Source organism: Streptomyces sp. NPDC002092 (assembly GCF_053593775.1).
This window is the reverse complement of record NZ_JBSFDG010000037.1, coordinates 1-21,106: the sequence shown is the minus strand read 5'-3', so window position 1 is coordinate 21,106 and position 21,106 is coordinate 1. Positions and strand designations below refer to the sequence as shown.

Sequence of the window (21,106 nt, the reverse complement as noted above, 5' to 3'; positions counted from 1 at the left end):
GGGCTATGAACCGGCCCGTGGTGGTGCATGCCGTCACGGGCAAGGGCAAGGGTTATCCTCCGGCCGAACAGGACGCGGCGGACTGCCTGCACGCCGTCGGCGTCGTAGATCCGGCGACCGGCCATCCCTCGCCCGCCGAGCCTGTGCCTTCCCCGACGTCCCAGACTGCCACGGCCGTGTCATGGACCCACGTCTTCTCGGAGAGTCTGCTGCGTCTGGCAGAGCAGCGCAGCGACATCGTGGCTGTGACGGCCTCGATGCTGCGCCCCACCGGTCTGCAGGAGATGCAACAGCGCTATCCGGAGCGGGTGTTCGACGTCGGCATCGCCGAGCAGCACGCGGTGACGAGCGCCGCCGGACTGGCGATGGGCGGTCTGCGCCCGATCGTGGCGGTGTATGCCACGTTCATGAACCGGGCCTTCGACCAGGTGCTGATGGATGTGGCACTGCACCGGCTGCCGGTCACCTTCGTCCTGGACCGTGCAGGCATCACCGGGCCGGACGGCCCGTCGCACCACGGCATGTGGGACGTCAGCGTCTTCTCGACGGTGCCCGGTCTGCGGATCGCCGCCCCCAGGGACGCCGCTCGCCTGGAGGAATGCCTCGCCGAGGCGGCGTCCTTCGCGCAGGGGCCGAGCCTGGTGCGCTTCCCCAAAGGCAGCGTGCCCGCCGATCTGCCCGCGCTCGAGCGGCTGGAGGCGGGCGACGTCCTGCACTGCAGTGCGGCCGGCAGCCGCGATGTACTCCTGGTGGCGGTCGGCCCCATGGCAGACCGGGCCGTGCAGGCGGCCCGCGAGCTGGAGGAACTCGGCATGGGAGCCACCGTGGTCGACCCGCGCTGGCTGCTGCCCGTCCGTCCCGCTCTCGTCGACCTGGCCTGCCGCCATCGCCTGGTCGTCACGGTGGAGGACGGACTCAGGCACGGCGGCATGGGCACGGCCCTGCTGCAGGCCCTGAACGATCGCGCGGCCCCCGTCCCACTGGTACGCCTGGGCCTGCCACGGGCCTTCATCGAGCACGGCGAGCGCGATCGTCTCCTGGAACGGGCCGGGTTGAGCGCGGAAGGCATCGCCAACGCGGTGCTGGTGGCCCGCACCACCCACGCCCCGCACGCTGCCGCCACCCGAGGTGTTCCCCCTCAACGCCCCACGCCCGGCCCCGCACCTGCTGTTCCGTCCATGCCGGCGTACCTGCCCACCGGAGGGCACGATGACCACGACCCCTGTTGATCTCGGACTGCCGATCCTGCCCTCCCACCAGATCCCGGTGCGCCGCCGCCCGACCCGTCAACTCCGCGTGGGCCAGGTGCCCGTGGGCGGCGGCGCCCCGGTCAGCGTGCAGACGATGACGACCACCAACACCGCCGACACCGACGCTACCCTGCAGCAGATCGCCCAGGTCACCGCAGCCGGCTGCGACATCGTCCGCGTCGCCGTGCCCTCGGCCGACGACGCCGACGCCCTCCCTCGCATCGTGGCAAGGTCCCCGATCCCAGTGATCGCCGACATCCACTTCCAGCCCCGCTACGTCTTCGCCGCCATCGACGCCGGCTGCGCGGCGGTACGGGTGAACCTGGGCAACATCAAGAAATTCGACGACCGCGTCGCCGAGATCGCCACGGCCGCCTCCCAGGCAGGCGTACCGATCCGTATCGGCGTGAACGCAGGCTCCCTCGACCCACGCCTGCTCGCCAAGCACGGCCGGGCCACCCCCGAGGCACTGGTGGAATCCGCCCTGTGGGAATGCTCGCTGTTCGAGGAACACGGCTTCCGCGACCTGAAGATCGCAGTCAAGCATCACGACCCGCTCACGATGATCGCCGCGAACCGGCTGCTGGCCCAGCGCTGCGACTATCCGCTCCACCTCGGCGTGACCGAAGCCGGACCGGCATTCCAAGGCTCCATCAAATCGGCGGTCGCCTTCGGGATCCTGCTCGCCGAGGGGATCGGCGACACGATCCGCGTCTCCCTGTCCGCCGATCCGGTCGAGCAGGTCAAGGCGGGCTGCCACATCCTGTCCTGTCTGGGGCTGCGCCCCCGCACGCTGGAGATCGTCTCCTGCCCGGGCTGCGGACGCCTCCAGGTCGACATCCACAACCTCGCCGCCCGGGTGGAGGCCGCCTTCGACGGATTTCCGCATCCCCTGCGGATCGCGGTCATGGGCTGCGTGGTCAACGGGCCCGGCGAATCCCGCGAAGCCGACCTCGGTGTCTCCTGCGGCAACGGAAAGGGCCAGATCTACCGGCACGGGAAAGTCGTCCGGTCGGTACCGGAACACCGCATCGTCGACGCGCTCGTGGAAGAGGCCCTGCGGATCACCGAAGCCGACGCGCTGACGGAGGAGGAGTGATGGGCAAGGTACTGCTCGCCGTCCCGCGAGGCTTCTGCGCCGGCGTCGAACGGGCCGTGGACACCGTCGCCCAGGCCCTCGAGCGCCACGGGCCGCCCGTCTACGTCCGCCCGACAGATCGTGCAAAACGTTCACGTCGTGCGGTGGTCGTCCTGTCCGCACACGGTGTGTCCCCGGCCGTTCATCGCCAGGCCGCCGACCGCGGCCTGCAGGTCATCGACGCGACCTGCCCGCTGGTGACCAAGGTCCACAAGGAAGCCGTGCGCTTCGCCCGCGACGGCTACACGATCGCGCTGATCGGCCACGACGACCACGAGGAAGTCGAAGGCACCCGGGCAGAGGCCCCGGACGCCATCCACACGATCGCCACCGTCGAGGAAGCCGAGAACCTTCAAGTCCCCGACGGCGAGCTGCTGGTGTGGCTATCACAGACGACCCTCGCCGTCGACGAGGTGACCGCGGTGGCCGCAACGCTACGCCGCCGCTTCCCCGAGTTGGCCGATCCACCGGGCGACGACATCTGCTACGCCACGCAGAACCGACAGGACGCCGTGCGTGCCATGGCCCCGCGCTGTGACCTGCTGCTGGTGGTGGGCTCGGCGAACTCCTCCAACTCCGTACGCCTGGTCGAGGTCGCCCTGCGCGTCGGCGCCAAGGCTGCCCACCTCCTCGACGACGCCGACCAGCTTGATCACGCGTGGCTGGCCGGAGCACGCTGCATCGGGGTCACTGCAGGCGCCTCAGCCCCCGAATCCGCCGTGTCCGGGCTGCTGCACGCGCTGGCCGGTCACGGCTACACGGACGTGGAGGAGGTTGCGGTGACCCAGGAGACGCTGCACTTCGCCCTGCGATCCCAGCTCCGCAAAGACACCGACACCAGCTGACCAGTTCCGCCGCAATCACCGCATCAGCCAGCAGCCGGAACGTGAGGGAGATCCGCATGGGCGCCGACATCGACACAGCGACAGCACCGACCGGCAGCAGTCCCGGCGGCACTGCCGAGGCCTACCGAGACGGCGTGATCGGCCATCGAGTCCCGGGGGAGCAGCGGCGACTGCAGCTGCTGGAGCAGATGCTCGATCCCCACACCCAGTCCCTCCTGGCCGGGCTCGGCATCGCACCCAACTGGCGCTGCGCAGAAGTGGGTGCGGGAGCCGGATCCGTGGCGCGGTGGCTGGCCTCGCAGTGTCCGCAGGGCCGGCTGACGGCCACCGACATCGACACCGACTTCCTCGACCGGGCCACGCTCCCGGACAACATGGAGGTGGTGCGGCACGACGTGGCCGTCGACGACTTCGAGCCGGGCACGTTCGACCTCGTGCACACCCGGGCCGTCCTGGCCCACGTCCCGCAGCGGGATGCCGTGCTGGCCAAGATGTGCACCTGGCTTGCCCCCGGCGGGCTGCTGGTGGTCGAGGACCCCACGTTCTTCACCGTGGACACCTCACCGCACCCCGAGTTCGCACGGATGATCCGGGCCGTCGACGCCCTCCTCGCCACGTCGCAGGGCAGCGACAGCGGCTGGGCGCGGCGGATCCCGGCCGCCATGGAGCAGTGCGGGCTGACTGACGTACGGATGTCCATGACCGCCTCGGTCTGCGGGCTCGGCGGTGTGGACGACGCCTTTTGGAAGCTGTCCTTCGCGCAGGCCGCACCGGCCCTGGTCCAGCACGAACTGCTCAGCCAGGCGCAGGTCGACGAGGCTATCGCGCGCCTGGACGAGCCCGGATTCACCGACGTCGCCTGGTGCTTCGTCTCCTGCTGGGCCCGCCGCCCCGACCCCCTCACCGCCCTGACCGCGTGACCTGAGGAAGAGAGCTGCCGTGACCACACTGAGCACCACCGACCTGGAATTCGACGTCCACTCCACCCGCCGAGCCGTCGAGCAGACCCTCGAGGCCTTCCTCGCGGACAAGGAGCGAGGCCCGAACGGGGCCATGCTCGCCACACCGCTCAAGGTGCTGCGGCACTTCCTGAACGGCGGCGGGAAACGCGTCCGGCCTCTGTACTGCTGCCTGGGCTGGCGCCTGGTGGACAACGCACCCTTCACCCCCGAGGTGCTGCGCGCGGCCGCGGGCCTGGAGCTGTTTCACACCTTCGCCCTCCTGCACGACGACCTGATCGACGGTTCCGACAGCCGCCACGATCGGCCCACCGCTCACCACGTCTTCCGCGAGCACGGCCCGCACGGCCGCCACCAGTGGTTCGGCGAGAGCGCCGCCATCCTCCTCGGAGACCTGTGCGAAGTCTGGTCGGCCGAACTCCTGGGCGCACTGGACACCAGCGCGGGCCCCCGCGTGGCCCGCACCACGCTGGACCAGATGCGCGGCGAACTCGTCATCGGCCAGTACCTCGACCTGTGCGCCTCCGGCGGCGAACTCGGCGGCGTCGGGGACGCCTTCCAGGTCATCCACTACAAGACCACCAAGTACACCGTCGAGCGGCCCCTGCAGATCGGAGCGGCCCTCGCCGGAGCGGACCAGGCCGTCCTGGACGCCTGCGCCGCCTACGCCCGCCCGCTGGGCGAAGCGTTCCAGATGTACGACGACCTCGAAGACGTGGTCGTCGACTCCGCCAAGCCCGGCGTGACCGGCAACGACCTGCGCGAAGGAAAGCACACCGTCGTTCTCGCCCTGGCCCTGCAGAAGGCCACCGCCGCCCAGGCCGGCAGACTGCGCGAACTCATCGGAAACCCGAGCCTGGACGAGGACCAACTGGCCGAAGCCCGCGCACTGATCGCCTCGACGGGAGCCCCGGACGAGGTGCGACGGCTGGTAGTCGAGCGGCGGCACCAGGCCCTCGACATCCTGGCCACGGCACCCTTCCACCCGGCCGCGAAACGCGCACTCGCCCGCCTCACCGACGTCGCAGTCCCCGGAGTCGCCACCTGGCAGCTGCCAGAGCAAAGGCCGTGACCGGCCATGGGCGAACTCGTGGAACGCGTCGACGAGAACGACCACCCCCTGCACGTGACCGACCGCAGTCAAGCCGTACAGAACGGCTGGCTGCACCGGGTCGCCGGCGTGGTGTGCCGCGACGCTCAGGGCCGCATCCTGATCCATCGACGTTCCACGCAGATGCCCTGGTTCGGCGGCCAGTACGCGGCGCTCATCGGCGGCGCCGTCAGAGCCGGGGAGAGCTACGTCCAGGCCGCCGAGCGCGAAGCGCTGGAGGAACTGGGCATCCACACGACTGCCCGCTATCTGTTCAAGTTCATCTGCCACGGAGCCGTCGGAACCTACTGGTTCGGCATCCACGAGGCCGTCATCGACCAACCAGTCACCCCCGACCCCTGCGAGATCGACTGGCACACCTGGCTGACCCCTGCTGACTACCGCACCGCCGCCGCCAGTTGGCCGCTGATCCCGGACACCGAAGAGGCGTACGGCCGCTACCTGAGGAGCCGCAGACCATGACGTACTTCACCGACGCCGACGAGGTGTACGCCTACCTGGGAGGAGTGTTCCGGGTCGCCGACGAACACCCCGAGGTCGGACCGCGCCTGCGGGCCACAGACCTCACCTTCCGGATCGACTACACCGGCCCCGACGCCACCCTCACCGTAAGGATGCAGGCACCGCATATCGAGATCTTCGAGGGCGCCACCGACGTGCAGCCGGATGTGCGCCTGGCGATGACCGCGGACCGGGGGGATGCGTTCTGGCGCGGGCAGTACAACGCCGCCGTCGGCCTGGCGCGCGGCGAGGTACGCGCCCGCGGCCCGGTCAGCAAACTCCTCAAACTGCTCCCCGTCGCCAAGCCGATCTTCCCGCTCTACCGGGACCTGGTCGCTGCCAAGGACCGGGAGCCCCGGTGAGGACCACTGATGCCGCCGTCCTGCGCGAGCCGGGGCAGCCTTGCGCGTGGGAGCAGGCTGAGCTCGACGATCTGGCCGTCGGCGAGATCCTGGTGCGGATGGCGGGAGTCGGGGTGTGCCACACCGATCTCCTCGCGGCGGCCGGTACCGTGCCCCTGCCGCTGCCCGTGGTCCTGGGCCATGAAGGAGCAGGCACCGTCGAGGCCGTCGGACGCGGCGTGGACACCCTGCGCGCCGGAGACGAAGTGATCCTCACCTTCGACTCCTGCGGACAGTGCGCCCAGTGCACATCCGGGCACCCCGCGTACTGCGAACTCTCCTCGGCCCTCAACTACACGGGCACCCGCCTGGACGGCTCCACCACCATGCGACAGGGACAACTCCCCCTGCACGGCTCCTGGTTCGGGCAGTCCTCCTTCTCCGCCCACACGGTCGCCCGCGTCCGCAACGCGGTGAAAGTGCCGACCCCACCGGGAGAACTGCCCCTGGAACTGCTGGGCCCTTTGGGTTGCGGCCTGCAGACCGGGGCCGGAACGGTCTTCAACGTGCTTCGCCCCCAACTGGGTCAGAGCATCGCGGTGTTCGGCCTCGGCGCCGTGGGCCTGAGCGCCGTACTCGCGGCCGTGGCAGCCGGCTGCGGCCTCATCATCGGCGTCGAACCCAACCCTGTCCGCGCTGCCCTGGCCCGAGAACTGGGCGCACATCACACGATCGATCCTGCTGCCACCGATGACATCGACTGGGCCATCGCCGACCTCGCGGGCCTGGGCGTGGACTTCGCCGTCGACACCGTGGGCTCGCCCCCGGTCGTGCGCCAGGCCCTGACGGCCCTGCGCACGCCCGGCGTCTGCGCGACGGTCGGCCTGCAGACAATGGAGAACGACGTCACCATCGATCAGGGACATCTCCTCATGGGCAGGACCTTGACCGGCGTGATCGAAGGAGACGCCGACCCGCACACCTTCATCCCACGCCTCATCGAGCTATGGCAACAAGGGCGATTCCCCTTCGAACGCCTCATCAGCCGATTCCCGCACCACCGCATCAACGACGCCTTCGAAGCCGCCCGCTGCGGCAAGGCCATCAAACCGCTCCTGGTCTTCGACTGACCACGGCCGAACGAGGAGGCACGCTCATGCCCACCGTCCCGCATGCCCGGCTCTACATCGACGGGCAGTGGATCGACACCAGCGAACACTACGAGGTACGCAATCCCGCCACGCAAGACCTTGTGGCCACCATCGCCAAGGGCAGCCGTGACCACGCCGAGCAGGCGGTCGCCGCCGCCAAGTCCGCCTTCGAAAAAGGAAGCTGGCGGCGCACCCCGCCCCGGGAGCGAGCCGAGATTCTGCGCCGGGTCGCCGACCGCCTCACCGAGCGTTCCGAAGAACTGGTGCACCTGCAGGCCCGGGAGAACGGCGCCCCCGTCCGGCTGGCCGAAGCCTTCCACATCGGTGCCTCCCTGGCCCACTTCCACTACCTCGCCGACCTCGCTGCCCGCTACGAACCCCAGCGTCCGAGCCCGCTCGTCACCCCCGTGCTAGCAGCCGGGGTCGTGCGGCGCGAACCGATGGGTGTCTGCGTGGCCATCGTCCCCTGGAACATCCCCCTGGTCCTGGCCGTGTGGAAGATCGCCCCTGCCTTCGCCGCCGGCAACACCGTCGTCCTCAAACCCGACGAACGCGCCCCGCTCGTCCTGCACGAACTCGTCCGCGAGTTCGATGCCGCAGGCCTGCCTCCCGGCGTCCTCAACTTCGTCACCGGAGACGGCCCTGACGTCGGAGCGTGCCTCGCACAGCACCCAGACGTACGCAAAGTCGCCTTCACCGGATCCACTCCGATCGGGCGCGAGGTGATGCGTCAACCGGCCGGGAACATCAAGCACCTTGACCTGGAACTCGGCGGCAAGAGCGCCAATATCATCCTGGAGGACGCCGACCTCGCCACCGCCGTGGACGGCTCGGTCTTCGCGTGCTTCGCCTACTCGGGGCAAGCCTGTGAGGCCGGAACCAGGCTCCTGCTCCCTGACGTGCTGCACGACGAGTTCGTGGACCGCATGATCAAACGGGTCAAGACGCTCCGCATGGGCGACCCCCTCGATCCCGAAACCGACGTGGGCCCCGTCATCTCCGCACAGCACCGGGACCACATCCTCGAACACCTCACCCAGGCACGGCGCGAGGGGGCACACGTCGCCTATGGCGGAGGGGTCCCGACCGCGGCCCGCTTCAAGCCCGGCCACTGGATCGAACCCACCATCCTCACCGACGTCACACCCACCATGCGTATCGCACGGGAGGAAGTCTTCGGCCCGGTCCTGGCCGTCATGCGCTACCGCACCGTCGATGAAGCCATCGCCATCGCCAACTCCACCCCCTACGCACTGTCCGCGGGAATCTGGAGCCGCGACATTCAAGCGGCGCTCGACATCGCCGAGGAACTCGCCGCCGGCAGTGTATGGATCAACGACTGGTTCGTGATCCCACCCGAATCACCGTTCGGCGGGTGCAGGCAGAGCGGCATCGGCCGCGAAGGCGGGCCACAGGCGATCGATGCCTACACCGAGGAGAAGTTCATCTCCATCGACCTGTCCGGCGGTACCGAAGGCAAGTTGTACTCCCTGCTGTTGGGCGCCGACTGAAGAAGACCCGCCAACCGTCACTTCCACTCCTCGCAACAGCGCCTTCGGCCGCTGACCTGGGCCAGGGCCCCAGCGTCCGGCAGGTGGGCGCTTCGTCACGAGCCCAGCACCGGTCCAGCCCCGCTGAACGAGCTGGCCGGCGCCACGGTACCTGCACCAAATCGGGCGTTGAGCTGGTCAACCACCGGCTCAACCCGCAGCCATGATGCCCGGGTCGGATCGAATGCCAGCTGCGTGTACGACTGCTCGGCGTCCACGATCCGCTCTGCCGTGAGCGAGAGCCGGCGGATCCGGGCGCGCTGCAATGCGAAGCCATCCAGCACCGCATACACGACCTGGCGTAGATCATCGGTGTGCCCAGAGGGCTCAGCCAGAGTCCGTGTTCGGAACGCAGTCTGGCCATCGGCGAGCCGCACGATCACCGTGACCGCGCCGGCAGCTTGCTGCTCACCAGGCAGGCGGCCGCCCAAGTCGGCTGCCAGGCGCGCCGCCGTGGCCCGTACCTGATCGCCGTCGAGCACATCCTGCGCGAAGTCGGCCCGAACACTGCAAGACCGCGGGCTGCCGCCCGGGGCGATCGCACGGTGATCAATCACGGCAGCTGTAGTTCTAGCGTCTGCGCTGGTCAGCGTGTTGCCGGGGCGGGTGCGGGCATGAGTACGGCCACCGTGATCATGAACGTTTGTGACGACGTATCAAGACGCGGTGGCCGTGGAAGCAACGATAGCCGAGCGGGCGTGGGGCGAGGCGTTCGGGAGGGCGATGCGGGCGGTCGCGGGCTGCTTCGCGCGACGTGAAGCCCGGGCGACGGCGGCGGAGTTGGTCGCGGGGCTGTTGCTGGAGGTGGACACGCGGAACTGCTGGACGCTCGCGCAGGTTCTGGGACATCCGGGCCCGCACCGGCTGCAGCACCTGCTCTCGCGCGCCCGGTTCGACCATGAGAGGGCCCGGCAGGAGATCGCCTGCTTCGTGATCGATGAACTCGCCGGTCAGAGCGTGGTGTTGGTGGCGGACGAGACGGGGGATGCGAAGTCGTCCACGGACTGCGTGGGCGCCGGCCGGCAATACTCCGGTGCAATCGGCGGTGTCGGACTGTGCCAGGTGGCGGTGTACCTGGCGGCGGTCACCGCGACGACGAAGGTGATCATCGATCGGGCCCTGTATCTCCCGGCGGACTGGGCTGCGGACGAGGAACGCCGCGAGGCCGCCGGAGTGCCGGTGGAGATCGCCTTCGCGACAAAGCCGCAGCAGGCGCTGGCCATGGTCACCGACGCTTTCGCCGCCGGGCTGAAGGCCCGCTGGTTCGCGGGCGACGAGTTGTACTGCGGGCGCGAACTACGCCGGGGCATACGGGCGCTGGGGCTCGGCTACACCGTTGGCATCGCCGCCACCTACCAGGTCATCGACGGGACCGGACGCCGGTCGGAGGCCCGCAAAATGATCAACAAGGTGCGGCCCGGGCAGTGGATGCGCCGGCAGACCGGACACGGCACCAAGGGCGCCCGCGAGTACGACTGGGCCTGGCTCGATGTCCGCCCCGACGACGCTCCCTAGGAGAACCGGAACGAGTAGGAGGCCGGGACGAGTGTGCTGGTCGCGCGACGGCACCGCTACACCGGCGAGGTGTCCTACTTCCGCTGCTGGGCACCCGGCGACGTCTCGCTCGGCACGCTGGTGGAAGTGATCTGTCGCAGATGGCGGATCGAGGAAACCTTCCAACTCGTCAAGGGCTTCACCGGACTCGACCAGGGCCAGGTGACCTGCTGGAACTCCTGGATGCGCTGGTCACTGTTCTCCCTGATCGCCGCCGCCGTCCTTGCCCTCACGGCCACCGCCGTCCACGACGCTGCCGAGGACCAGCCCGCGCTCGTCCCGCTGAGCTGCCCCGAGCTCATCCGGCTCCTGCGAGCCCTCGTGCTGCCGCCACCCGTCCGCGACCGCGAGCACGTCCTGCACTGGACGGCCTGGCGACGCCATCACCAAGCCGTCGCGACCGCCTGCCACCAGCAACGACACCACCGTCACGACCAACCGTGATCAAGAACTACAGCTGCCGTGGCTGACCTGCTTCCCCCGCGACGTCGGCCCCCGAGAACCAGACTCGAGGGCCGACGAGGTCACGCGCAGGAGACTTCGCCGACAGGGGCACAAGCCGGCGAACTCTCATGCAGGATCGAGGCTGGAATTGAGTAAGATTTCGCTAAACTCTTTGATAGTGAAAGCATGAAGAGCTGCGTGCAGGGCCGCCCGCGGGGAGAGCGGGCAGCGTTTTATGCACCCCTGTCATATTTAGGTCACTACGTCCCCGCCCTACTGTGAACCAGATGCGCAGGTTCCACGACCTTCCCGTGGTGATCACCACATTGTTTCCAGGCTTATGCCGTTTTAGGGTCGCGCTCGACCACTTATTTTCGCTTTACATCTTTATGCACGGGGGACATAGATGCTATTTCGTCATGCCGTCACCCATGCCTGGAAAGGAATTTGGGTGACTCCTCGTATACGCAGGATGCTCCCCGTTGCTTGGGTTGCTGCCGTTCTGGCGCTCGCGGGCACGCCGATGCTCGCTTCCGCCGATCCGCAGCCGACAGGGGGAGGCGCCGGGGACACGCCGCCGTCCGCGGTGGAGGACTACGCGTATCCGAACGCGGATCGGATCCAGCGGGACCAGGGCATCAAGCTGATCAAGGGCGACGGGCACATCACCCTCGCCAAGTGCGACGCCTCCGCCCAGCAGATCAAAGTCCTCACCGTGCAGGGGCCGAGCGGCGATCCGCAGGGCGCGTACTGCTTCAAGGCGAGCGCCACCAGCGGTTACCTCTCCCTCGAACTGCCGCGGGTGTTCGAGCTGGAGACCGCCGACCACCCCATCAGCGCCGACCTGAGGCCGCAGGACGACCCCACCGCGCCGGCGAAGACCGTGAACGTGGACAAGAAGAGCATCAAGAGCGTGGGCGAAGGCACGGCCGGTGGTGCACCGACCGAGCTGCTGGAACTGCGGGTCACCGGCTGACCGGTCCACCCGCCTTCCCTCTCCCCGTTCTCGCACAACACAAAGGAATATCTTCATGTCCGGCTTTCGCCCGCGCCCCGCGTGGACCGGCGGCCTGATCGCCGCCACTTCACTGACCGCCGTCGCTGCACTCACCGCTGCACCAGCCACCGCCGTGTCCGGGCCGACCGCTTCTGCCGCGGTCTCGGCCGCAACCGCCCGGCTCGATGTCGGCGGCCAGCGCGGCTGTTCGGCCACCCTGGTGGCTGCGCAGTGGCTGCTGACAGCCTCAAGCTGCTTCACCGACACCCCCGGCGGCACGCTCGCCTCCGGGACGCCGAAGCTGAAGACGACCGCCACTATCGGTGGCAGCGCCCAGCAGGTGGTGAACCTGGTGCCCCGGACGGACCGTGACGTGGTGATGGCCCAACTGGCCAAGCCCGTCAGCGGCATCACCCCCATACCGGTGGCCGGCACCGCGCCTGCCGCCGGGGACGAGGTCCAGGCCGCCGGGTTCGGGCGTACCCACGAAGAGTGGGTACCCGACCAGGTCCACACGGCCGCTTTCACCGTGCAGAACACCGGCGCCACCACCCTCGACCTGGCGGGCAAGTCGGACGGCGCAGCGATCTGCAAGGGCGACACCGGCAGCCCGGTACTGGGCACCACTGGAGCGGTCGTGGGCGTCAGCAGCCTGTCCTGGCAAGGCGGTTGCCTGGGCACCGACCCGGCCGAGACCCGCACCGGCGCGGTAGCCGCCCGGGTCGACGACCTGTCCTCCTGGGTCCAGCAGGTCGCCTACGCCCCCGTCTTCGCGGCCGCCCCGTGGAAGCACGCCGTGCAGATCACGGCCGGCTACTACGCGGGCGACTCCGCCGGCGGTACGCGTCACATGGACCTGATCGTCGTCTGGGGCGACGGCGAGGTCACCCTCTACCAGGGCGGCTACGGGAACGACCCCGCCCGCCCCTTCGCCGCGGAACACCAGTTGAAGCCCGAGAAGAGCATCTTCACCCAGGCCGTCAACGTGACCGGCGTCAACACCGGCGGCGGCACCGACGGAGTCGTGGTGCGGTGGTCCGACGGCGAGATGACCCTCTACACATCCGTCGACGCCAAGGGCTTCCACGGCGAGAAGCAGCTTGCCCCGCCGAACTCCGCCGAGTGGAAGGACGACGCCCGGCAGCTGACCGGCGGCCGCTTCACCGCGAACGGCCTGCGCGACGACCTGCTGGTGAGCTACAAGGACGGCCACGTCTCCGTCTTCAGCGACCTGGCGGTCAACGGGCTGACGAAGCACACCCAGCCCGTCGCCAAGAACAACACCTGGCCCGTCGCCGAGGTACTCGCCAGCGGATCCTTCACCGGGAAGGCCACCGACGACCTTCTGGTGCGCTGGATCGACGGCGAGACCACCATCTACCCCGGCATGACCGGCACAGCCCTGCCCGCAGAGGACAAGATCCGCTCCCGCAATTCGGAGTGGAAGGACGCCGCCGTCATCGCCGTGGGCGCCTTCGCCACCAACACCGCCGCTAACGACATCCTCGTCCGCTGGAACGACGGCCACGTCAGCTACTTCAGCGGCGTCGACGCCAAGGGCCTCCACGACGAAATCCAGCTCGCACCCGCCAGCTGACACACCCGGAAAGGGCCTTGAGGGGGCGGCACCCGGGCAACCGGTGAGCCGCCCCCTGGTCCTCGCCTGCCCAGACGGCTCCGGCGTGACCCCCAGCTGACCACGAACGATTTGAGAGAGCGTTGATGAGAAGGAATCCCGCGAGCATCGCGGTGAGATGGGTTGCGCAGGTGACACGGATGCTCTGTCTGTTTCTGCTGCCGCTGGCCCTCATGGTCGGTCTGCTGAGCGCGGGCTCCCGTGCGATGGCCGACAGCGCTCCGAGCGGCGGCGGCAGTGCTGCCACCGATGAGGTGACTAACCGTGCTCGGGTGCTTGACCTGTGGTCGAAGGGCGGTCCCGAGGTGCGGGCGGCTGCGGAGGCCGCGTTGACAGGTAGTGATGACGACGCCACCAATTTTCTGAAGACGTCGGCTTGGAGCGCCGAATTCCAGGACGAACGCGTCAGCGCAGCGCAGCTCGCGAGTGTGGGCGGGCGGAATCTGCAGGACGCCGCCCGAAAAGCCCTGGACGGGACCCAGGACGACCTGGAGGACTTCCTGGACGAGGGCTGGCAGGATCCGTACTTCCAGGACCAGAGGGTTCAGGTCGCGCAGATCATTGATACGGGCGGCCCGGAGGTGAAGAAGGCCGGGCAGGTCGCGCTGAACGGGACACCGGATGACATCAAGGCGTTCTTGTCCACTGGTCAATACGACCGGCAGGCGCAGGACGAACGGGTCGAGGTCGCGCAGATCATCGACGCGGGCGGCCCCAACATAGCCGCGGCGGGCCGGATCGCGCTGGACGGTTCGGCGGACGACATCCACGAGTTCCTTGAGGTCGGCCAGTACGTGGCGCGCGCCCGTGACCAGGAACACGCCAGCGTTGCGCAGTTGGCGGCGCAGGCCAAGGCGGCCGGCAGTAAGGCGGCGGCACAGACCAAGGCGGCCAAGGACGCCTCCGCGCGTGCCGTGACCGCGGCGAAGCTGGCCAAGGAGGCCGCGCAGAAGGCAGCGGCCGAGACCCAGGCCGCCAAGAACGACTCCCTGCACGCTGCTTCAGCGGCCAGCCGGGCCGCGTCGGCAGCCAAGCAGGCCGCGGAGGCCGCGCAGGAGGCGATCGACGCCGCCTCCGCGGCCAACAACTCCGCCCGGCTGGCGGCCAGTGCCGCCGAGCAGGCCGCTTCGGCCGCGGTGGGTGCCGCGCAGGCAGCATCCCGTGCCCAGAGCGCCGCCGCCGACGCGGCCACGGACGCCGGCAAGGCGTCCGCGGCACGCAAGGCGGCCGACGACGCCCGCACCGCGGCCAAGGGAGCACGCCTGGCGGCGGACGCGGCCACGCAGGCCGGCAACGCCGCGGCCGACGCGGGCAACGCGGCCAAGGCCGCCGCCGACGCCGGCAGCAACGCCGACGCCGCCGCCGACGCGGCAGACCAGTCCAACGACTACGCCACCCAGGCCGGCGTCCACTCCAGCGAGGCCGGCATCGAGGCGGCGGCCGCCCACCGCCACGCGCAGGAGGCCAACCGCGCCGCCAACGCGGCCGCATCACTGGCCGCAGAATCGGCCGGTGCGGCCAGCGACGCCCGGGACGCGGCCAACGCGGCGGCCACGCATGCGGAGAACGCCGCCAAGGACGCCGACGAGGCGGCAGCCCACGCCGGGCAGGCGGCCACCGCCGCAGCCCAGTCCGCAGCCCACGCCAAGGCCGCCCAGGCAGCGGCCGACGCGGCCACCGAAGCCGTCGACAAGGCCAAGAAGACCCACAACACCGCCGTCAAGATCGAGACGGAGGAGCTCACCGAACGCACCAACGCCGGCATCGCTCAGGCCAAGGACCTCAAGGCCCAGCAGGACCAGCAGACAGCCGCCGACACAGCGGCCGCCCAGCAGGTCAAGGACACCGACGACCAGGCCAAAACCCTGGCGGCGCAGGCCACACAGCCCGGAGCCGACCCCAAGGCCCTCGCCCCGGCCGGCCGCAAGATTGCGCTGGCGACCATGCAGACCGGCCGTCCCTGGAGCAGGGGCGCAGCCGAGGTGGCCTTGACGGGCACCGACCAGGACGTCGTCGACTACCTCACCACCCGCCGCCCACAGGCCGCCCACCAGGACGACCGCTACCAGGTGCAGACCCTGGCCCAGGAAAGCTCCCTGGCCTCGGTCCGTGATGCCGCCGAGGAAGCCCTCAAGGGCAGCGACGACCAGGTCTCCGCGTTCCTGGCCACCGGCCAGTACCAGGCCGGGGCCCAGGACTTCCGCGTCGCCATCGCCCAGATCATCGACGCCGGCGGGCCGGTGGTGCATGAGACCGGCCGGGCCGCGCTGGACTCCGACGACCCGCAGAAATTCCGGGAGTTCCTCACCACCGGGCAGTACCAGGCGCGTACCCAGGACGAACGGGTCCGCGCGGCCCAGCTGATCGACAGCGGCGGCCCCGACGTCAAGTCCGCAGCGCGCATCGCCCTGGAAGGCCCCGACGACCTGCTGGACCAGTTCATCCAGGTCGGCCAGTACAAGGCCCAGCGCCAGGACTTCCTCGGCGCCACCCACACCGCGCAGATCGCCCAGCTGATCGCGGACGCTGCCGGCATCGCGGCCACCGCCCAGCAGAACGCCGCCGACGCCCACAAGGCCGCCGCCACCGCCGCCAAGGCAGCACAGCAGGCCGCCGACTGGGCGAAGAAGGCCGCCGCATCCGGCAAGCAGGCCAAGAATTACGCCGACCAGGCCACCCAGTCCGCCAAGGACGCGCAGGCCTCCGCCGACCAGGCAGCCAACTCCGCCCACACCGCGGCCAAGGCCGCCGCCTCCGCCGACAAGTCCGCGAGCGACGCGGCCACCTCCGCCGTCGACGCCGCCGGCTCCGCCCAGTGGGCCCAGGCATCCGCCACCGCCGCCTACACCGCAGGCGACCAGGCCCGCGCCTCCGCCACCGCCGCCGGCAAGGACTCCAAGGCCGCCGACCAGGCCTTCAAGGACGCCTTCCAAGCGGCCGTGGAGAAGAAGGAAGCCGAACGCAAGGCCGCCGAGCAGGACACCGGAAGCCAAGGCGAAGTACGACGCTACCGCTGCGGCATGTTCGGCTGTGAGATCCGCGAACACCCGGCCCGCTGGTGCCAGCACAACGAGGTCCTCTGCGAGCTCTCCACCATGGGCCCCGCAGCCGATGCTGCGGGCAGGCAGCTGTGGAACGCGGAGAAGGACCTCCTCGGCCTTGGACAACTCGACGCCTGCAAGGGCGGCGGCAACATCGACGCCTGCCTCCAGCTCGGCGAAGACCTTCTCCTCAGCTCGAAGTTCAAGTACCTCGAACGAGGAATGGAAGCACTGGACGACCTGAGGGCCGCCCGCTACACAAAGGGCTGCACCCAGTGCTTCCCGGCCGGCACCAAAGTGCTCATGGCCAACGCCAGAACGATGAACATCGAGACCATCCACCCCGGTGACACCGTCCTGGCTACCGACCCCCTCACCGGCCGCACCGCACCCTACAACGTCAGCCGCCTCATCATCACCGACGGCGACAAACACTTCGACGAACTCACCATCACCACGCCCGACGGCCCCCGCAAACTCACCGCCACCTACGAACACCCCTTCTGGAGCCCCTCAGCACACCAGTGGGTCAAAGCCCGCGACCTCACCCCCGGCACCACACTCTTGAGCACCAACAACGCCACCGTCCGTGTCCAGGCCAACCATGCCTACGACCAGCACACCCGCACCTACAACCTCACCGTCGACGACCTCCACACGTACTATGTACTCGCCGGGAAAACTCCGGTGCTGGTGCATAACAGCAACGGCGGTCTTTGCGGGACGCCCGCGGAAGTGGCTGCGGCCTATCGTGCTGATGTTACAAACGGTGTCGGTGCGCGGAGGAACATTGCCGTCGCCCAGTATGAAATCGACGGCCAGAGCGGCCAACTGATCGGAGTGAGCGGGGATCATCCGAACCCCGGCGCGGTCGGGATTCCGCGCAACCCGATTTTCGACCGCGGGGAAAGAGATTCGGATTCAGAATGGCAGGTCTTGGAGAATTTGGCAGCCAAGCTTTCTCCGGGCGCGAAGGGAACTATCAATATGTTCTCTGACCGGCCAGTCTGCCCTAGCTGTAAATCGGTAATTCAGCAGTTCCAAGAGCGATTCCCGGGAGTTTCGATCCATGTCACTACTGGACAATGAAGGGCGCGACCGAGCGGTCGAGTTCTTCGGTGATCTGATCAGGTCGATCGAGACCATTGGGAAAGGGCCCGAGATTGCCGGCCTGGTCCTTGACGAGATCGAGCAGATCCGCGACGATCAGCAGGTGAACTCCTTGCCCTTTTATTACGAGGAGTTTCTTCGCCGGATGGGTCGTTGCGCCGGACAGTTCCTCATCGGCACAGACGCCTTCTACCCGGAGTTGATAGGGATTAAGTCCGACGCTCTGGAACTCCTTGCCGAGAATGGCGCCTCCCACTTGATGGCAGCAAACTCAATCGTGTTTGCCATGCATCAGGGCTATCAGGTCTATTGGCTGGAGTCTGAACGCGGTGACGATCCACCCGTCGCGATGTATCAGGAGGGTGGCACTGAACTGCATGCCCGATGGGAGTCGTTCAGCGCTTTCCTGATCGACCAGTCATCGCGGGATCTCGCTTTGGCTAGAGGAAAGTAATGCTTCGCCTCTGATAGGAAACGGCGGTGGCGCCGCCTTTCCTGATCCAAAAGCAAGACGTCCAGAAGCCCCATCGGGAGTTTTCCCGGCGGGGCTTCTGAGTCCTCTGACGGCAATAGTTGACGATCACGGATCCTGTAAGGCGTACATCGCAGCGGGCCCCGATCGTTGCCGTCGGCGGCTGCTGGCACTTGGCCGGCATCGCAGACGCTGTGTGCGTAGCGTGGCACCGTGGAGCTGGTCGGCTCGCCGCTTTCCCCCGTAGCGACGGGCCAGACCCTTGTTCAGCGCGCGAGAGTGACCTCGACAGGGCTGTCTGGGCAGGCGCTGAGGATGCCGTCGAGCGCGGACCGTTCGACGGGGTCGATCGCCAGGCCCCAGCGGGTTTTGACGGCTACCCAGTCGGTGGCGTAGGTGCAGCGGTAGCCGACCGCGGGCGGCTACCAGGTGGCCGGGTCCTGGTCGGCCTTGGAACGGTTGGAAGCGGCGGAGACGGCGATCAGTGCACGGTCATCCCCGAGGTCGTTGGCGTACGCCTCCCGTTCCTTCGCCGTCCACGCGGAGGCGCCGGAGTCCCAGGCCTCGGCGAGCGGGACCAAGTGGTCGATGTCGAGCGCGCGGGCCGCGGTGAAGTAGGCGTCATCGTTCGGCGAGTACCACTCACCTCCGCTCAAGGTGCAGTTGGGACCCTGCTTCGGAGCGATCAAGGCCTCGGCTTTCAGTACTTCCTGACGGGTGTTGCAGCCGTCGCGGTCGGCGTCGATCCAGTGCCGGAACTGGGTGCGTTTGTAGCCGGTGCGGTCCTCGTCTCGTACGGGGAGTGCGGCCAGGGCGTCGCGGACGGGCAGGGCGACGGTGTCTCCGGGGTCGGCGGCGTGGGCGGTGGCGGGAGTGAGCAGGAGGGCGGTGAGCGCGGACAGCGCGGCGACCACGGTTCGTACGGCGCGGGTGGAACGCACGAGGCTCCTTACGAAGATCCCAGACAGTTGTGATCTTCGTAGCGAGCCCGGTGTCCGGCGCGCCCGGCATTCGTCGTCAACTCACCCGCACGGGCGGTAAGTCACACAGACCCTCGCACGGCCGGGGAGCGGGGCGGGCGTCTCGAGGGCGTGACCCGCGGGGCGGCGACTTGTACACCGGCGGGTGCTGCGCGGGCTCCTGCGTGCCTCACAACCGGCGTTCGCCAGGAGCACGCTATCCAAGAAGTTGAGCTCCTGCTCGGGCATGAACTGCCAGCGAGGCCTGAGGGACTGGGAACGAGACTGAGAAGCCGTATCTCAACCGAACATGATCGCTTGATTTCTGCTGGTCAGGCATGGTCTGGCTCGGATCGAGGGAGGCATGCGGCGTCTTGTTTCGGCTCCGTGAGCGAGGGGTGCGCGATGGCGTCGGTGCTGGGGATTCTGGAGGAGCGGGAATCTGCTGCCCGGGTGCGGGTGGAAGGGCTGCGGGAGGAAGCCGCCCGGTTGGCTGGGGTGCTGGAGGCAGCGGAGATCGAGCTGGACCGGCGGGTGATCGCGCGGGAGGAGCTGGTCGAGGCCCTGGCGGCCTCGGCTGCCGAGCCCACCGCCGTGACCGAGGCCGTGGCGGAGGCGGACACCGCGCCCTCGCCCGCGCCGGTGCCGGGTTCGATCGTGCCGCCTTGGCGCGAAGGGTTGCCGGTGACGGTGCTGGCGCCGGACTACCAGCGGATCCTGGGTGTGCTCGACGAGCGGCAGCCGGCGGACCAAGGACCGCTGAAGGCCAGGGAGATCACGGTTCAGCTGGGCCTTCAGACGACGCCGGCGAAGGTCGAGGGGGTGCGCTCGAAGGCCCGGCGCCTGGCGGAGCGCGGGTGGCTCGTGCAGGAGTCGTCGGGGATGTTCAGCGCCGGCCGGCGGCCCGTGGCCGGGACAGACGCCGCCCCATCCGCGTGACCATCGACCACCGGATCATCGCCTCGCTGGTCGCGGGCAGCGTCTCGTAGTACCGGCACAGACGCCTCGAATGCATCAGCCAGCTCAGGGTGCGCTCGACCACCCACCGCCTCGGCAACACCACGAACCCTTTCGTGTCGTCGGTCCGTTTGACGACTTCCACGGTCAGGGCGAGTTTCTCGCGGGCCCAGTCGATGAGGGCTCCGGTGTAGCCGCCGTCGGCCCAGACCAGACAGAAGTCCCGGTGCAGCTCGCGCAGCCGGGTCAGCAGGCCGACGGCAGCCTCGCGGTCCCCGACGTTCGCGGCGGTCACGGCCACCACCAGCAGCAGGCCCAGGCAGTCGGTCACGACGTGCCGCTTCCTTCCGTTGACCAACTTGCCGCCATCGAAGCCGCGTGAGGCAGAGGGCACCGACGCGGAGGCCTTCACCGACTGCGCGTCGACGGCCCCCGCTGTCGGCTCCGCCTCACGCCCCTCATGCTCCCGCACCTTCCCGCGCAGCCGGTCATGGAACTCTTCGATCAGCCCGTGCTCACGCCACCGGCGGAAGAAGGCATATACACGCGGCCAGCAGGGGAAGTCCGCGGGCATCGCCCGCCAGGAGATCCCGCCCGCGACCAGGTAGCGGATCGCGTCCAACATCTGGCGATGGCAGTAGCCCTCGGGCTGCCCGCCCCGGCCCTCCAGCCAGGCCGGCGTGGGCAGCAAGGGCCGTACCGCCGCCCATTCCGCGTCCGTCATGTCCGACGGATACCGGCGCTGCCGGTCGGGATGATCAGCCGCGTTGCCGTACACGTGCGCGAGGCAATCGCACGACACGACGGGCGAGTTGAAGTCGATGGGCGCAACCGCGTACACATGTGACAACAGGGCCTCCTGGTACCGCTCGGTCAGATTCGCATCCCCGAGCTACCGAGAGGCCCTGCCTCCATGCGCCTACCGCCGGAAGATCACCCCGGCGGGAAACCTGTTCGATCTCCGCGTTCCACGATCGGTTGAGATACGGCTTCTGAGAGGTCGTTTTCACCTTTAGTGCGTCGGTATTTTCACTATTGCACCCGCTGATGCATTGGTACGGGTGAGGCGGTCGGGTCGGTCGTGCTTGTC

Annotated in this window: 16 protein-coding genes and 2 pseudogenes; 15 read left to right on the top strand and 3 right to left on the bottom strand. The window is 68.8% G+C overall.

Going from position 1 to position 21,106, the window contains the following annotated elements; all coding sequences use genetic code 11:
* The first annotated feature begins 5 nt into the window (after nt 1-5).
* From ACWCRD_RS43585 to ACWCRD_RS43545, 9 genes are read left to right on the top strand one after another with little or no spacing between them, the layout of a single operon-like run.
* A complete protein-coding gene (locus ACWCRD_RS43585; RefSeq protein WP_450971241.1) occupies nt 6-1,229 on the top strand; it encodes a transketolase C-terminal domain-containing protein in 1,224 nt (407 codons plus the stop codon).
* The gene (gene ispG, locus ACWCRD_RS43580) at nt 1,210-2,349 is read left to right on the top strand and encodes a flavodoxin-dependent (E)-4-hydroxy-3-methylbut-2-enyl-diphosphate synthase (protein ID WP_450971224.1); all 1,140 of its coding nucleotides are present in this window, start codon (nt 1,210-1,212) and stop codon (nt 2,347-2,349) included. Before ACWCRD_RS43585 ends, ispG begins: the two co-directional genes overlap by 20 nt.
* Nucleotides 2,349-3,233 carry a 4-hydroxy-3-methylbut-2-enyl diphosphate reductase gene (gene ispH / locus ACWCRD_RS43575; RefSeq protein ID WP_450971223.1) on the top strand — a complete coding sequence of 295 codons (885 nt, stop codon included), beginning with the start codon at nt 2,349-2,351 and terminating at the stop codon, nt 3,231-3,233. Before ispG ends, ispH begins: the two co-directional genes overlap by 1 nt.
* A gap of 56 nt (nt 3,234-3,289) precedes the next feature.
* Complete coding sequence (locus ACWCRD_RS43570; protein ID WP_450971222.1) at nt 3,290-4,153, top strand: class I SAM-dependent methyltransferase; 864 nt, start codon at nt 3,290-3,292, stop codon at nt 4,151-4,153.
* A 19-nt stretch (nt 4,154-4,172) separates the two neighbouring features.
* Complete coding sequence (locus ACWCRD_RS43565) at nt 4,173-5,264, top strand: polyprenyl synthetase family protein (RefSeq protein ID WP_450971221.1); 1,092 nt, start codon at nt 4,173-4,175, stop codon at nt 5,262-5,264.
* Between the two features lie 6 nt (nt 5,265-5,270).
* Nucleotides 5,271-5,765 carry an NUDIX hydrolase gene (locus ACWCRD_RS43560; protein WP_450971220.1) on the top strand — a complete coding sequence of 165 codons (495 nt, stop codon included), beginning with the start codon at nt 5,271-5,273 and terminating at the stop codon, nt 5,763-5,765.
* On the top strand, nt 5,762-6,166 hold the full coding sequence (locus tag ACWCRD_RS43555; protein ID WP_450971219.1) for a hypothetical protein: 405 nt from the start codon (nt 5,762-5,764) through the stop codon (nt 6,164-6,166). The genes ACWCRD_RS43560 and ACWCRD_RS43555 overlap by 4 nt, the downstream gene beginning before the upstream one ends.
* Entirely contained in the window at nt 6,163-7,275 is a 1,113-nt protein-coding gene (locus ACWCRD_RS43550) for an NAD(P)-dependent alcohol dehydrogenase (RefSeq protein ID WP_450971218.1), read from the top strand. The genes ACWCRD_RS43555 and ACWCRD_RS43550 overlap by 4 nt, the downstream gene beginning before the upstream one ends.
* A 26-nt stretch (nt 7,276-7,301) precedes the next feature.
* A complete protein-coding gene (locus ACWCRD_RS43545) occupies nt 7,302-8,807 on the top strand; it encodes an aldehyde dehydrogenase family protein (protein ID WP_450971217.1) in 1,506 nt (501 codons plus the stop codon).
* A gap of 95 nt (nt 8,808-8,902) precedes the next feature.
* On the opposite strand, the gene ACWCRD_RS43540 is transcribed toward ACWCRD_RS43545, so the two are convergent.
* Nucleotides 8,903-9,403, bottom strand: a complete 501-nt coding sequence (locus ACWCRD_RS43540; protein WP_450971216.1) for a DinB/UmuC family translesion DNA polymerase — start codon at nt 9,401-9,403, stop codon at nt 8,903-8,905.
* Between the two features lie 88 nt (nt 9,404-9,491).
* Here ACWCRD_RS43540 and ACWCRD_RS43535 point away from each other — a divergent pair.
* The 5 genes and pseudogenes from ACWCRD_RS43535 to ACWCRD_RS43515 all read left to right on the top strand — a co-directional run bounded on the left by ACWCRD_RS43535 (nt 9,492) and on the right by ACWCRD_RS43515 (nt 18,082).
* Nucleotides 9,492-10,844, top strand: a pseudogene (locus ACWCRD_RS43535) (IS701 family transposase).
* Nucleotides 10,845-11,295: 451 nt separating this feature from the next.
* Nucleotides 11,296-11,820 (top strand): hypothetical protein, encoded by a 525-nt coding sequence (locus ACWCRD_RS43530; protein ID WP_450971215.1) that lies wholly within the window; start codon nt 11,296-11,298, stop codon nt 11,818-11,820.
* A 55-nt stretch (nt 11,821-11,875) separates the two neighbouring features.
* A complete protein-coding gene (locus ACWCRD_RS43525; RefSeq protein WP_450971214.1) occupies nt 11,876-13,438 on the top strand; it encodes a S1 family peptidase in 1,563 nt (520 codons plus the stop codon).
* Between the two features lie 179 nt (nt 13,439-13,617).
* Nucleotides 13,618-17,607 (top strand): polymorphic toxin-type HINT domain-containing protein, encoded by a 3,990-nt coding sequence (locus ACWCRD_RS43520; protein ID WP_450971213.1) that lies wholly within the window; start codon nt 13,618-13,620, stop codon nt 17,605-17,607.
* Entirely contained in the window at nt 17,588-18,082 is a 495-nt protein-coding gene (locus ACWCRD_RS43515; RefSeq protein ID WP_450971212.1) for an SMI1/KNR4 family protein, read from the top strand. The genes ACWCRD_RS43520 and ACWCRD_RS43515 overlap by 20 nt, the downstream gene beginning before the upstream one ends.
* Nucleotides 18,083-18,366: 284 nt before the next feature.
* Here ACWCRD_RS43515 and ACWCRD_RS43510 read toward each other — a convergent pair.
* Nucleotides 18,367-19,041, bottom strand: a pseudogene (locus tag ACWCRD_RS43510) (HNH endonuclease family protein).
* A gap of 423 nt (nt 19,042-19,464) precedes the next feature.
* Here ACWCRD_RS43510 and ACWCRD_RS43505 point away from each other — a divergent pair.
* Nucleotides 19,465-19,998 carry a hypothetical protein gene (locus ACWCRD_RS43505; protein WP_450971211.1) on the top strand — a complete coding sequence of 178 codons (534 nt, stop codon included), beginning with the start codon at nt 19,465-19,467 and terminating at the stop codon, nt 19,996-19,998.
* On the opposite strand, the gene ACWCRD_RS43500 is transcribed toward ACWCRD_RS43505, so the two are convergent.
* The gene (locus ACWCRD_RS43500) at nt 19,946-20,857 is read right to left on the bottom strand and encodes an IS5 family transposase (RefSeq protein WP_450971240.1); all 912 of its coding nucleotides are present in this window, start codon (nt 20,855-20,857) and stop codon (nt 19,946-19,948) included. The two genes, ACWCRD_RS43505 and ACWCRD_RS43500, sit on opposite strands and share 53 nt — an antisense overlap.
* Nucleotides 20,858-21,106 lie beyond the last annotated feature (249 nt).